We start from the raw sequence: 13,372 nt of genomic DNA, 5'->3' as shown, positions 1-13,372 counted from the left end.
ATGTGGGAGCCCGAGCCGGGGTGGCACGCCCTGCCCGGCGGCACCGGTACGTCGACGGTCGGGGTGTGGCGCGCCGCGCTCGGCGACCACCCCGTCGTGATCAAGCGGCTGGCGGCGCCCCTGCACGGCGACGCCGCCGAGCTCTCGGACCCCACCCACCCGGCGTACTGGCGGCGCGAGGCCGACGTGCTCTCGACCGGCCTGGTCGCCGCGACCCGCGGTCTGCGCGGGGTTCCCGCCTCGGTCGAGGAGGACGCCGAGGGGGTCACCATCACCCGCCCGTGGGTGGAGGACGCTGCCGCGAGCGGGCTGTTCGTGGCGATGGCGCTGGGACGCTTCGCCGGCGTCGCGCTGCCCCGGCCGCGGTTCCTCGCCCAGGACCTGCTCCGCCAGCGGCTCGCCCGCACCGAGCGCCGGGCGGGTGGGTGGCCCACGCTCGCCCGGACGACCGCGGCCGACGTCGCCGACCACCTGTGGTCGCGGCGGGGGTCGTTCCTCGACCTGCTCGACGCGCTGCCCGCCGTCGCGCAGCACGGTGACCCGTCCCACGTGAACGTGCCGGGCCGCGACGGCGACGACGCCGTCGCGATCGACTGGGCGACCCTCGGTCTCGGACCGGTCGGCTGCGACCTCGGCTACTTCTCGCTGACCGCGCGCGAGGAGTTCGAGCCGCTGCTCGACGCCTACCTGATGGGTCTGGCTGACGGCCCGGCGGGCCACGTCGACCGCGACGACGTCGTCCTCGGCGCCCGGGTCAGCGCCGTCTACACGGCGTTCACCCGCGCCGAGTGGGCGCTGGCCCGCGTGGCCGGCGGCGAGGGCGCCCTCGCCGGCAAGTTCCGCCACCCCGCCGTGGCGCCGTACCTGCGCGCCCTGCAGCGCCAGGCCACCGCCGTCGAGGCCCTCCTCGGCTGGTGAGCCGACCGGCGCCCGGGCCTGGGGAGGGTCAGACGCGGGAGGCGCCGAAGGTGTCGCAGGCCTGCATGGTGCCCTGGGTGTAACCGACCTGGAACCACTTCTGGCGCTGGGCCGAGGAGCCGTGGGTCCAGACCTCCTCGTCGACCGAGCCGCCGCTGCGCTTCTGGATGTAGTCGTCGCCGACGGTCTTGGCGGCGTCGAGGGCGGTGGCGATGTCGTCGTCGGTGAGGTCGAGGAGTAGCACGTTGCCGGTGGCGTCCTCGGTCTCGGTGGCGTGCTTGGCCCACATGCCGGCGAAGCAGTCGGCCTGGAGCTCGAGGCGGACGCCGGTGCTCTGCGGGCCGGTCTCGCCCGTGACCTGCCCGAGGGTTCCGATCAGGTTGGAGATGTGGTGGCCGTACTCGTGGGCGAGCACGTACGGCTCGACGAAGGCGCCCTCGGGTCCCTTGAGCTGGCCGACCAGGACGTCGGAGAAGAACGCGTCGTCGAGGTAGATCGTCTCGTCGCCCGGGCAGTAGAACGGCCCGACGGACGACGTCGCGCCGCCGCAGCCGGTGTCGATCGAGCCCTCGAAGGTCACGATCTTCTCCTCGGGGCGGAAGTCGGTGCCCAGCGTGTCGCCCCAGAAGTCGGTCAGGGAGTTCTCCACGGCGACGCGGGCGCAGTCGGCGCTGTCGTTGGCGTCCTCGCCGGTCCTGCAGTCGGCGTAGCGCCCGGTGTCGGTGAACTTGCCCGCGCTCAGCCCGCCGCCCGCAACGCCCCCGCCGCCGCCGCCCCCGCCGCCCAGCAGCTGGACGGCGACGAAGATCACGATCGCGATCACGCCGATGACGCCACCGCCACCGGCCATGCCGCCGGGGATCGGCAGCCGGGAGCCGCCGCCCCCACCGCCGCCACCGCCGCCGCCACGCCCTGCGTCGGAGACGCGTCCGGTGTCGAGACGGGCCTTGGGGTTGAAGCGCATGACGGCAATGTAGACCCGACCGCACCCGTCGGTCGCTCACCGATGGGGGTGTGGGCGCGTGCCGACCGTAGAATCGGACTCACAATGATCACCGCTCATCAGCTCGAGGTCCGGGCCGGTGCCCGGCTCCTCATGGAGGACGTCTCCTTCCGCGTCGCCGCCGGCGACAAGGTCGGGCTCGTCGGCCGCAACGGCGCCGGCAAGACCACCCTGACCAAGATCCTCGCCGGCGAGTCGCTGCCCGCCGCCGGCAACGTCACGCGCACCGGCGAGGTCGGCTACCTCCCCCAGGACCCTCGTACCGGCGACCCCGAGACCCTCGCCCGCGACCGGATCCTCTCCGCGCGCGGCCTGGACGCCGTCGTCCGCAAGATGCGCGACGCCGAGGTGCAGATGGCCAGCGACGACCCGAACGTCCGCGAGAAGGCGATGAAGCGCTACACGCGCGCCGACGACGAGATGCACGCCGGTGGCGGGTACGCCGCGGAGTCGGAGGCTGCCACGATCGCGGCCAGCCTCGGCATCGAGGACCGCATCCTCAACCAGCCGCTCAAGACGCTCTCCGGCGGCCAGCGGCGGCGCGTCGAGCTGGCCCGGATCCTCTTCTCGGACGCCGAGGTGCTCATCCTCGACGAGCCGACCAACCACCTCGACGCCGACTCGATCGTCTGGCTGCGCGACTTCCTGAAGTCCCACAAGGGCGGGTTCATCGTGATCAGCCACGACAACGCGCTCCTCGAGGAGACCGTCAACAGGGTCCTGCACCTCGACGCCAACCGTTGCGTCATGGACGTCTACAACATGGGGTGGCGGCACTACCAGACCCAGCGCGAGACCGACGAGAAGCGGCGCAAGCGCGAGCGTGCGAACGCCGAGTCCAAGGCGAAGACCCTCACCGACCAGGCCAACAAGATGCGCGCCAAGGCGTCGAAGGCGGTCGCCGCCCAGTCGATGCTCAAGCGGGCCGAGAAGATGATGGCCGGCCTCGAGGGCGAGCGGCAGGCCGACAAGGTGGCGCGGATCAAGTTCCCCGCTCCCGCGCCGTGCGGCAAGACGCCGCTCACCGGCGCCGAGCTGTCGAAGTCCTACGGGTCGCTGGAGGTCTTCACCGACGTCGACCTCGCCATCGACAAGGGCTCCCGTGTCGTCATCCTGGGGCTGAACGGCGCCGGCAAGACCACGATGCTCCGCATCCTCGCCGGCGTCGACCGCCCCGACACCGGCGTCGTGACGCCCGGACACGGGCTCAAGCTGGGCTACTACGCCCAGGAGCACGAGACCCTCGACACCTCGCGCACGGTCCTCGAGAACATGCAGAGTGCCGCCCCGCAGCTCACCGACACCGAGGCGCGCTCGGTGCTGGGCTCGTTCCTCTTCTCCGGTGACGACGCCAACAAGCCGGCCGCCGTGCTCTCGGGTGGGGAGAAGACCCGCCTCGCGCTGGCCTCCCTCGTCGTCTCCAGCGCCAACGTGCTGCTGCTCGACGAGCCCACCAACAACCTCGACCCCGCCTCCCGGGAGGAGGTGTTGGCCGCCATCCGCACCTACGAGGGCGCGATCATCCTGGTCACCCACGACGAGGGCGCCGTCCGTGCGCTCGAGCCCGACCGGGTGCTGCTGCTCCCCGACGGCGACGAGGACCTCTGGAACGACGAGTACGCCGACCTGGTGTCCCTGGCCTGACCCTCCGGACGCGAGCAGACCGGAGCGAGCAGGGCCGGAGCGAGCAGGGCCGGCCGCTGTGGTCGGTCTGGGAGGGCCGGGGTTGCGTCGGCGCTCGCCGGGGCTCGCGTGCTCGACCTCCGGCGCCGTGCTGTCCGGGGGCCTGGTCAGGGCAGGAACAGGGCGGCGTCGCCGAACTCGTGCCACAGGTAGCCGCCGTCGACCGCGGCGTCGTAGGCCGCCTGGCTGAGGGCGGCGCCGGCGACCGCCTCGACGAGCAGCAGGTGGGACGCGGCGGGGTCGTGCCAGCCGCTGACCAGGCCGGTGACGACGCGAGGCGGGGCCGCCGGGGTCACGACCCGGGTCGTCCAGCCGGCGCGGCCCTCGAGGCTGCCGGCGTCCGAGACCGCCGACTCGAGCGCGCGGGTGACGGTGGTGCCGACGGCGACGACCCGGCCGCCGCCGGCGCGGGCGGCGTTCACGGCGCGGGCGGTGGCGTCGGTGACCTCGAACCGCTCGGCCTGCGGGGCCTCGCCGGCCTCCTGCGACGACACCCCGGTGTGCAGGGTGACCGGGACGACGCCGACGCCCTTCGACACCAGACGCGTGACCAGGTCGGTGGTGAAGGGCCGCGCGGCCGACGGCATCTCGGCGCTGCCGGGGCGGCTGGCGAAGATCGTCTGGTACGCCGAGAGCGGGTAGCCGCGGTCGAGGTAGCCGTAGGCGATCGGGCGGCCGTGGCGCGCGAGGGTCCGGACGACGTCGCCGGCCGGACGCGCCCGCCACAGCCGGTTGCCGCGACCGGTCGGCGAGGAGCCGTCGCGGGGATGCGGTCCGAGCAGGGCGAGCGCCAGGCCTGCGGCCGTGACGACGTCGCCCGGCTCGGCGTCGAGGACGGCGCGCGCGGCGTCCGGCGCCGAGCGGACCTCGACCACCCACGTGCCGTCGTCCAGCGGGGTGGCGACGTGGACGACGACCGCACCGTGCCGCGTCGACCGCGCGTCGAGCTGCCCGGGGACCGTCGCGGAGTTGTTGACGACGACGAGGTCGCCGGGCTCCAGGTGGTCGGCGAGGTCGTGGAACCGGGTGTGGGCGATGCCGTCGCTGGTCGCGACCAGCAGCCGGGTGGCGTCGCGGGCGACGCCGCGTGCCTCGGCGGGCGCCGGCGCGAAGGCACCGGGCGGCGGGGTGAAGACGGTCGTCGGGTGCTCCTCGAGGATCCTCATGCGGGCACCCCGGCGAACGACGCCGCCCGGTAGCGACCGCTCGGGGGCCGGGCAGCCAGCAGCGCCAGCAGGTGCGGCACCACCGTCGCGGGCAGCGGCCGGTCGGAGATGTCCTCGCCCGGGAACGCGTCCTGGTGCATGGCGGTGCGCATGTCGCCCGGGTCGACGGCGTAGCCCGTGAGACCCTCCTCGGCCGCCAGGGTCAGGGTGAGGTGGTCCAGCGCGGCCTTCCCCGCGCCGTAGGCGCCCCAGGTCTCGTGGTGCTCGACGGCGGCGTCGCTCGACAGCGACACGACCACACCGGACGCCGTCCGCAGCTGGGGGAGCACCGCGCGGGTCAGCGCGACCGGGGCCGCGGCGTTGACCCGCCAGGTGTCGAGCAGCTCGTCGGTGCTGGTCTCGCGCAGCGGGCGCAGCGGCAGCGGTCCGAGGCTGCTGGCGTTGTGCACGAGCAGGTCGAGCCGGCCGAGCCAGGCGACCTCGCGCGCCAGCGCCCCCAGGTGGGCCGGGTCGGCGACGTCGCCGCTCACCGGGACGACGGCCGCCAGCCCGCCGACGGCGGCGGCGAGGCGCTCGGGGTCGCGGCCGTCGGTGACGACCGTCCACCCCCGGTCGCTGAGGGTGTGGACGAGGGCGTGGCCGAGTCCGGCCGATCCTCCGGTGACGAGCGCGACGGGCATGCCGTCCTCCTGGTCGGTCAGTGGTGCTGGGGCGTGGTCGATGGGTTCCCGACCAGTGTTCAACCTCAAGTCAGGTTGAGATCAAGGGTTGTCGGCGCCGGCTCCTACACTCACGGCATGAGCATCGACACCGGCGCCCCGATCAGTCCCGACCGACTGGCGGCGGCCCGCCTCCGCTACGAGGTCGACGGCGCCGTCGCCACCATCACCCTCGACCGGCCCGAGGTCCGCAACGCGCAGACCCCGACGATGTGGCGCACGCTCGCCGAGATCGGCGCGCGGCTGCCCGACGACGTCCGGGTCGTCGTCGTCCGGGGTGCCGGATCGTCGTTCTCTGCGGGCCTCGACCGCAGCCTGCTGGTGCCCGGCGGCGGTGACGGGCAGGAGCGCGTCGCCGACCTGCTCACCCTCGACGACGAGGCGTTCTCGCGCACGGTGGGGGAGTACCAGGAGGGCTTCACCTGGCTCCGTGACCCGCGGTTCGTCTCGATCGCGGCCGTCCGGGGGCACGCGATCGGCGCCGGGTTCCAGCTCGCCCTGTCCTGCGACCTGGTCCTCGCCGCCGACGACGCCACGTTCTGCATGAAGGAGGCGGCGCTCGGGCTGGTCCCCGACCTGACGGGAACAAAACCGCTGGTCGACGCCGTTGGCTACTCGAAGGCGCTCGAGATCTGCGCCACGGCCCGCAACGTGGGCGCCGAGGAGGCGGTGCGGATCGGCATCGCGATCGATGCGGTCCCGGGTGACGCGCTCGATGCCCGGCTCGCAGAGCTCGTCACCGCCCTCACCGCACCGCTCCCCGGAGCGGTCCGAGAGACCAAGGCGCTGCTCGTCGGCGCCACCGACCGCGACCTCGACACCCAACGTCGCCTCGAGCGCGAGGCCCAGGGTCGCCGGTTCCGTGAGCTCGCCGCCCTCCTGGGGGGCCAGCAGTAGGACCCCCGAACCAAGCACGGAGGTGGACCATGTCCTCCATCAGTCCCATGGGCGGCGGCGCCGCCTGGCGCTCGCTCCGCACCGACCGCAGCGTCGTCGACAACCGCGTCTCGCGGCAGACGATCCGCCGCGTCCTCGGCTTCGCGCGCCCGCACCGGCGGCTCATCGCCGTCTTCCTGACCCTCACGATCATCGACGCCGCGACCGTCGTCGTCACCCCGCTGCTCGTGCAGCGGGTCGTCGACGACGGCATCATCGCGCGTGACCACGGCGTCGTCCTCGGCGTCGCCCTGACGATGGCCGGCTTCGCCGTCTTCAGCGCGGTGCTCTCGGTCTTCGCCGGCTGGTTCTCCTCCCGCATCGGGGAGGGCCTGATCTTCGACCTGCGCACCCGGGTCTTCGCCCACGTGCAGCGCCAGTCGTTGGCGTTCTTCACCCGGACCCAGACCGGGGCGCTCGTCTCCCGGCTCAACAACGACGTCGTGGGCGCCCAGCGCGCGTTCACCTCGGTCCTGTCGAGCACGGTGTCGAACTCGATCGCCGTGGTCGTGGTGGGCATCGCGATGCTGGCGCTGAGCTGGCAGGTCACGATCCTGTGCCTGCTGATGTTCCCGATCCTCTTCGGGGTCTCGCGGTGGGTCGGCGCGCGCCTCGCCGGGCTGACCCGGCGCCAGATGGACGGCAACGCCGACCTGGGCAACGCGATGACCGAGCGCTTCAACGTCGGCGGCGCGATGCTCCTCAAGCTGTTCGGCCGCCGCTCCGAGGAGGACACGCTGTTCGGCGAGAAGGCCTCCGTCGTCCGTGACCTCGGCATCCGGATCTCGCTCATCACCCGCATCTTCGGCGCCACGATGATGCTCGTCCCCGCCCTCGCCACCGCGCTCGTGTACGGCGTCGGCGGCTACCTCGCGATCGAGGGCACCCTCACCGTCGGCACCCTGCTCGCCCTGGCGACGCTGCTGCTGCGGCTGCTGGGCCCGCTGCAGGGGCTCTCCAACGTCCGGGTCGACGTGATGACGGCGCTGGTCAGCTTCGAGCGGGTCTTCGAGGTGCTCGACCTGCCCTCGCTGATCAAGCAGAAGCACGACGCGGTCGTGCTGCCGCCGACCGCCGGACGGCTCGAGTTCGAGCACGTCTCGTTCAGCTACCCCCGCGCCGAGGACGTCTCGCTCGGCTCGCTCGAGAACGTCGCGCGCAAGGAGTCCCGGGAGCAGGCGCAGGTCCTCACCGACGTCGGGTTCGTGGCCGAGCCGGGCGAGATGATCGCGCTCGTCGGCCCGTCCGGGGCCGGCAAGACCACCGTCACCCACCTCGTGGCCCGCCTGTACGACGTGCAGGGCGGCGCGGTGCGGGTCGGCGGGCACGACGTCCGCGACGTCACCCTGCAGTCGCTCGAGGACGTCGTCGGCTACGTCACCCAGGACGCCCACATGTTCCACGACACCATCGGCGCCAACCTCCGCTACGCGCGGCCGGCGGCAACCGACGAGGAGGTCTGGGACGCGCTGGACGCCGCCCAGGTCGGCCGGCTGGTCCGCTCGCTGCCCGACGGCCTCGACACCGTCGTCGGCGACCGGGGCTACCGGCTCTCCGGGGGCGAGCGGCAGCGGCTCGCGATCGCCCGGCTGCTGCTGAAGTCGCCGGCGATCGTCGTCCTCGACGAGGCGACGGCGCACCTCGACTCCGAGTCCGAGGCCGCCGTCCAGCGCGCGCTCGACGCGGCGCTCGAGGGCCGCACGTCGCTGGTCATCGCGCACCGGCTCTCCACGGTCCGCAACGCCGACCAGATCCTGGTGCTCGACGACGGCCGGATCGTCGAGTTCGGCACCCACACCGACCTGCTCACCCGCGGCGGGCTCTACGCCGAGCTCTACCGCACCCAGTTCGCCCAGCACGACGAGCGGCATGACGAGCAGCACGACGTCGACGGTGGCGCCGACCTGGTCCCGACCGATGCCTGACCCCGCCGCACCCGCCGCGCCCGCACTGACCCTCTCCTCGGGTCCGGGCCGGTGGGTGCTGCTGGCGACCATCCTCGGCTCGGCGCTCGCCGGGATCGACGCGACCGTCGTCAACGTCGCGCTGCCCGCGCTGGGTGACGACCTCGGGGCCGACTTCGCCGCGCTGCAGTGGACGGTGACGGCCTACGCGCTCACCCTGGCGTCGTTCATCCTGCTGGGCGGCACGCTCGGCGACCGGTTCGGCCGGCGCCGGGTGTTCGTCGTCGGCGTCGTCTGGTTCGCCCTCGCCTCGCTGGCCTGCGGCCTCGCCAAGGACGTCGGCACGCTGGTCGCCGCGCGGGCGGTCCAGGGCATCGGCGCCGCCCTGCTGACGCCCGGGAGCCTGGCCATCCTGCAGGTGTCGTTCCGGCCGGCCGACCGCGCGCGGGCCATCGGCGCGTGGTCCGGCCTGGGCGGGGTGGCCACCGCGATCGGCCCGCTGCTCGGCGGGTGGCTGGTCGACACCGTGTCGTGGCGCTGGGTCTTCCTCGTCAACCTCCCGCTGGCGGTGGTCGTGGTGTGGCTGGCGGCGCGGCACGTCCCGGAGACCCGCGACCCAGCCGCCGCCGGGACGCCGATCGACTGGGCCGGCGGCCTGGTCGGCGCGCTCGCGCTGGCGGGGGCGACGTACGCCCTCATCGAGTCCGGCGGCGGGGCCGCCGTCGTGGCGGGTGTCGTCGGTGCGCTGGCGGCGGTGGGCTTCGTGCTCCGCGAGCGGCGCGCCCGCTACCCGATCCTGCCGCTCGGGGTGTTCCGGACCGCGCAGTTCAGCGCGGTCAACGCCGTCACGTTCCTCGTCTACGGCGGCTTCGGCGTGGTGTTCTTCCTGCTCGTCGTCCAGCTCCAGGAGGTCGCCGGCTTCGGGCCGGTCGCCGCCGGGTCGGCGCTGCTGCCGGTCACCGCGCTGATGCTGCTGCTCTCACCTCGGTCCGGCGCGCTCGCCGCGCGGATCGGCCCCCGCCTGCAGATGAGCCTCGGCCCGCTGGTCGCGGCGGGCGGTCTGCTCCTGCTGTCGCGGATCGGCGCCGACGCCGGCTACCTGGTCGACGTGCTCCCGGGCGTGGTCGTGTTCGGTCTCGGGCTCGCGATCATGGTCGCCCCGCTCACCGCGGCGGCCCTCGGGGCAGCGCCCGACGAGCACGTCGGCATGGCCTCCGGGGTCAACAACGCCGTCGCCCGCACCGGCGGACTGATCGCGCTGGCCGCCGTCCCGGTGCTCGCCGGTGTCTCCGACGGTGTCGGTGACGGGTTCGCGCGGGCGCTGTGGATCTCGGCCGGCGTCCTCGTGGTCGCCGGTGGGGTCGCCGCGCTCGCGGTCCGCAACGACGTGCTCGAGCCCGACGACGCCGCGCCGCCCGACGAGGCGGTGCACCACCTCCCGCACTGTGCCGTCGGCGGCCCGCCGCTGGCGACGGCCACCGACGGCGGCGGTCGCCCGTGCACCGGCTGAGTCCGTAGGGTCGGCCTCATGGACCTCGGACTGACCGACCGCGTGTACGTCGTCACCGGAGGTGCCCGCGGGCTCGGGCGGGCCACGGCCGACGTCCTGGTCGCCGAGGGGGCGCGCGTGGTGCTGTCGGGCCGCTCGGCCGAGACGTTGGACGCCGCCCGCGACGCCCTCGGCGCCGGTGTGGTCGCCACGGTCGTGGCCGACAACGCCGACCCCGGCACGCCCGCCCGCCTGGCGGCGGCCGCCCGCGACACCTGGGGGCGGCTCGACGGCGCGCTGGTCTCCGTCGGCGGCCCGCCGAAGGGCCCGGTCACCGGCATCACCGACGACCAGTGGCGCACCGCCTTCGAGTCGGTGTTCCTCGGCGCCGTCCGGCTCGGTCGCGAGCTCGCCGGCCAGCTCGGCGAGGGCGGGTCGCTGGCCTTCGTGCTGTCCTCCAGCGTCCGCGCACCGCTGGCCGACATGGCGGTCTCGAACGGGCTCCGGCCGGGCCTGGCCATGGTCGCCAAGACCCTCGCCGACGAGGTCGGGCCGCGCGGCGTCCGGGTCAACGGCCTGCTGCCCGGACGCGTCAGCACCGAGCGGGTCGCCGAGCTGGACGCCGCCTCGGGCGACCCCGACGCAGCCCGCACGGCGGCTCTGCGGTCGATCCCGCTCGGCCGCTACGGCGAGCCGGCGGAGTTCGGTCGCGCGGCGGCGTTCCTGCTGTCGCCTGCGGCGTCGTTCGTGTCCGGCGTCATGCTGCCGGTCGACGGCGGCATGCTGCGCGCGCTCTGATCGGCGGCGTCGCGGCGCTGGGATCCGGCAGGGACGTTGGTCCGCCGCGGGCCGGGCTCGCGGTGCGGCCGCTCGCCACGCGGGCCGCGCTTGCGCTCGTCGTAGGCCAGGTAGCCGAACCCGAACAGAGCGAGGAGGCCGAAGAACCACCACTGCAGGCCGTAGAAGAAGTGCGGTCCGTTGTCGAGCTCGGGCAGCTCGGTCTGCTCCAGCGTCGTGGCGGCCGGCGGATCCTCCGAGCGGAGGTTCACGAAGCCGCCGTACACCTCGCGCGACAGTGCCGCGCCGATCTCCTCGCTGTTGATGGCCCGCGTGGACTGGTCCTCGACGGCGGTGCTGTCGCCGGTGCCGTCGACCCGCGCCCAGCCGGTGATCGTGACCTCGCCGGACGGCGGCGCGGGGACGTCGTCGGGGGAGGCGGTGCCGCGGTTCTCGGTGGCCAACCAGCCGCGGTTGACCACGACGGCGGTGCCGCTCGGGGTCACCAGCGGGACGACGACGTCGACACCGGCCTGCCCGTCGCGGGTGCGGTAGCGCACGATGACGGTGTCGTCGACGTCGTAGGTCCCCGTCGCGGTGACGACGCGCCACTCCTCGTCCTGCGGGAGTCCGTCACCCGGCGGGGCCAGGACGTCCTCGACCGGTGCCGGGTCCTGGTCCTCGTTGGCGCGGACGGCGGCGTTGCGCTCCTTGCGGTCCTCGAGGCGTCCGAACTGCCACTCGCCGAGCCACCACGCGAACGTGGAGAGCAGCACCACGGTCAGCCCGAACAGCAGCCAGCGGCGGCTGGCGAGGAAGCGGTACGAGTGCACCCACGAAATCTACCGAGGCGTGCGTAGGCTGGCGGCATGCAGGTCATCGCTCCCTCCGTGCTCCCGGTCACTCCGCTGGCCGACGGCTACGGACGGATCGCCACCGACCTCCGGGTCTCGCTCACCGACAAGTGCAACCTGCGCTGCACCTACTGCATGCCGGCCGAGGGTCTCGACTGGATGGCGACCGACCAGCAGCTCACCGACGACGAGGTCGTCCGGCTCGTCACGGTCGCCGTCGAGCGGCTCGGGGTGCAGGAGGTCCGGTTCACCGGCGGCGAGCCGCTGGTGCGACGCGGCCTGGTCGACATCGTCGCCCGCACCCACGCGCTCGGCGTCGAGACGTCGTTGACGACCAACGGGCTCGGCCTGGCCCGCACTGCGCAGGCGCTCGCCGACGCCGGGCTGGACCGCGTCAACGTCAGCCTCGACACGGTCCGCTCCGAGACGTTCCACCAGATCACCCGCCGCGACCGGCTGCACGACGTCGTCGCCGGCCTCCAGGGCGCCGCGGACGCCGGGCTCGGCCCGGTCAAGGTGAACGCCGTCCTGATGCGCGGGGTGAACGACGACCAGGCCGGCGAGCTGCTGGCCTGGTGCCTCGAGCGCGGCTACGAGCTGCGGTTCATCGAGCAGATGCCGCTGGACGCGCAGCACGGCTGGTCGCGCGACGGCATGGTCACGGCCGAGGAGATCCTGGCGACCCTCGAGCGGTCGTTCGAGCTGACGCCCGACGGCGAGCCGCGGGGGAGCGCACCCGCCGAGCGGTTCCTCGTCGACGGCGGACCGGCCACCGTCGGCGTCATCGCGTCCGTCACGCGACCGTTCTGCGGCGACTGCGACCGGGTCCGGCTCACTGCCGACGGCCAGGTCCGCACCTGCCTCTTCGCGCGCGAGGAGTCCGACCTGCGTGGCGCCCTGCGCGCCGGGGCCCCCGACGACGAGCTGGCCCGCCGCTGGGTCACCGCGATGCGCGGCAAGCTCGCCGGCCACGGGATCGACGACCCGTCGTTCCTGCAGCCGCAGCGGCCGATGTCGGCCATCGGCGGCTAGTCGGTCAGTCGACCACCGTCGAGGAGCCGGTGTGCGGCACGGTCTCCTTCAGGAAGCCGCGCGCGCCCAGGAACTGCCCGAGCGAGCCACGGTGGTCGTCGCAGGCCAGCCAGGTCTTGCGGCGCTCCGGGGTGTGCAGCTTCGGGTTGTTCCACAGCAGCTGCCAGGTGGCCTGCGCGCGGCAGCCCTTGGCCGAGCACGTGTCGGGTTCCACCTCAGAGCTCCCGGTCGCGCCGGGTGGAGGCGCTGAGCTCGGGGCGGGTGAAGTCGCCCTCGCGGAGCCGGAAGCCGTCGGAGAGGTTGGCGGCGGCGTTCGCCATCACGACCGCGATGTAGGGCAGCACGATCGCCCCGGCCACCAGGATCGGCCACAGCCAGTCGACGCCCGACATCGAGGCGATCACGGCTCCGACGAAGCAGAGCGTGCGAAGGCTCATTGAGAGCAGGTAGCGCTTCTGTCGAGCGCGGATCTCAGCGGCCCGGCTTCCGGCCGCGGTGGTGATGCGGACGGTGTCGTCGGTGCCTGCCCGGGTGCGAGCCATGACTCGAGCCTACGTGGCGTGCGCACGCCCGCGGACACCCCTGGGGTGACGGGATCGGAGCACTAGAGTCGCCCCATGACGAACCGCACCTACCGCCTGACCGAGATCGTCGGCACGTCCCCCGAGGGCATCGAGGAGGCCATCTCCAACGGCATCGAGCGCGCCAGCCAGACCCTGCGCCACCTCGACTGGTTCGAGGTCACCCAGGTCCGGGGCCAGATCAAGGACGGCACCGTCGAGCACTACCAGGTCGGCCTGAAGCTCGGCTTCCGCCTCGAGGACGACGAGTAGTCGTCGCCCCTCCGCCCGCCGTCCCCGGCGGTCGACACTTTCGTCTACCTACGGGTAA

Annotated in this window: 14 protein-coding genes; 8 read left to right on the top strand and 6 right to left on the bottom strand. The window is 73.7% G+C overall.

Translation table 11 applies throughout. The features are described from left to right. Positions 1-918: a phosphotransferase gene (locus E4623_RS08760; RefSeq protein ID WP_134766118.1), complete on the top strand. Its 918-nt coding sequence runs from the start codon at positions 1-3 to the stop codon at positions 916-918. 28 nt (positions 919-946) lie between these two features. Here E4623_RS08760 and E4623_RS08755 read toward each other — a convergent pair whose 3' ends face one another. Then, positions 947-1,882: a neutral zinc metallopeptidase gene (locus tag E4623_RS08755; protein WP_134766117.1), complete on the bottom strand. Its 936-nt coding sequence runs from the start codon at positions 1,880-1,882 to the stop codon at positions 947-949. Between the two features lie 84 nt (positions 1,883-1,966). Between E4623_RS08755 and E4623_RS08750 the strand changes: the two genes are divergently transcribed. Continuing rightward, entirely contained in the window at positions 1,967-3,565 is a 1,599-nt protein-coding gene (locus E4623_RS08750; protein WP_134766116.1) for an ABC-F family ATP-binding cassette domain-containing protein, read from the top strand. A 146-nt stretch (positions 3,566-3,711) separates the two neighbouring features. Here the strand turns inward: E4623_RS08750 and E4623_RS08745 are convergent, their stop codons facing one another. Together E4623_RS08745 and E4623_RS08740 are read right to left on the bottom strand one after the other, a co-directional pair. Then, positions 3,712-4,770, bottom strand: coding sequence for an S-adenosylmethionine:tRNA ribosyltransferase-isomerase (locus tag E4623_RS08745; protein ID WP_134766115.1), 1,059 nt, complete (start codon positions 4,768-4,770; stop codon positions 3,712-3,714). Beyond that, positions 4,767-5,450 (bottom strand): SDR family oxidoreductase, encoded by a 684-nt coding sequence (locus E4623_RS08740; protein WP_134766114.1) that lies wholly within the window; start codon positions 5,448-5,450, stop codon positions 4,767-4,769. Before E4623_RS08740 ends, E4623_RS08745 begins: the two co-directional genes overlap by 4 nt. Before the next feature lie 117 nt (positions 5,451-5,567). Here E4623_RS08740 and E4623_RS08735 point away from each other — a divergent pair, with 117 nt between their 5' ends. From E4623_RS08735 to E4623_RS08720, 4 genes are read left to right on the top strand one after another with little or no spacing between them, the layout of a single operon-like run. After that, positions 5,568-6,386, top strand: a complete 819-nt coding sequence (locus E4623_RS08735; RefSeq protein WP_134766113.1) for an enoyl-CoA hydratase/isomerase family protein — start codon at positions 5,568-5,570, stop codon at positions 6,384-6,386. 29 nt (positions 6,387-6,415) lie between these two features. Further along, entirely contained in the window at positions 6,416-8,350 is a 1,935-nt protein-coding gene (locus tag E4623_RS08730; protein WP_245154975.1) for an ABC transporter ATP-binding protein, read from the top strand. Further along, entirely contained in the window at positions 8,343-9,839 is a 1,497-nt protein-coding gene (locus tag E4623_RS08725) for an MFS transporter (RefSeq protein WP_134766112.1), read from the top strand. The genes E4623_RS08730 and E4623_RS08725 overlap by 8 nt, the downstream gene beginning before the upstream one ends. Before the next feature lie 18 nt (positions 9,840-9,857). Next, positions 9,858-10,616, top strand: a complete 759-nt coding sequence (locus E4623_RS08720) for an SDR family oxidoreductase (RefSeq protein ID WP_134766111.1) — start codon at positions 9,858-9,860, stop codon at positions 10,614-10,616. Here E4623_RS08720 and E4623_RS08715 read toward each other — a convergent pair. Next, on the bottom strand, positions 10,502-11,428 hold the full coding sequence (locus E4623_RS08715) for an SURF1 family protein (RefSeq protein WP_134766110.1): 927 nt from the start codon (positions 11,426-11,428) through the stop codon (positions 10,502-10,504). The genes E4623_RS08720 and E4623_RS08715 overlap by 115 nt on opposite strands. A gap of 36 nt (positions 11,429-11,464) precedes the next feature. Here E4623_RS08715 and moaA point away from each other — a divergent pair, with 36 nt between their 5' ends. Then, the gene (gene moaA / locus E4623_RS08710; protein WP_134766109.1) at positions 11,465-12,481 is read left to right on the top strand and encodes a GTP 3',8-cyclase MoaA; all 1,017 of its coding nucleotides are present in this window, start codon (positions 11,465-11,467) and stop codon (positions 12,479-12,481) included. Between the two features lie 4 nt (positions 12,482-12,485). On the opposite strand, the gene E4623_RS08705 is transcribed toward moaA, so the two are convergent. Both E4623_RS08705 and E4623_RS08700 read right to left on the bottom strand, forming a co-directional pair. Then, complete coding sequence (locus tag E4623_RS08705) at positions 12,486-12,695, bottom strand: acetone carboxylase (RefSeq protein WP_134766108.1); 210 nt, start codon at positions 12,693-12,695, stop codon at positions 12,486-12,488. A 1-nt stretch (position 12,696) separates the two neighbouring features. Beyond that, positions 12,697-13,023, bottom strand: coding sequence for a DUF3099 domain-containing protein (locus tag E4623_RS08700; protein ID WP_134766107.1), 327 nt, complete (start codon positions 13,021-13,023; stop codon positions 12,697-12,699). A gap of 75 nt (positions 13,024-13,098) precedes the next feature. Between E4623_RS08700 and E4623_RS08695 the strand changes: the two genes are divergently transcribed. Then, positions 13,099-13,314, top strand: a complete 216-nt coding sequence (locus E4623_RS08695) for a dodecin (protein WP_134766106.1) — start codon at positions 13,099-13,101, stop codon at positions 13,312-13,314. The last annotated feature ends 58 nt before the right edge of the window (positions 13,315-13,372 follow it).

The organism is Nocardioides sp. 1609 (assembly GCF_004522105.1).
Classification (GTDB): Bacteria; Actinomycetota; Actinomycetes; order Propionibacteriales; family Nocardioidaceae; genus Nocardioides.
The sequence above is the reverse complement of the archived record's forward strand: the minus strand, read 5'-3'. Positions and strand labels throughout refer to the sequence as shown.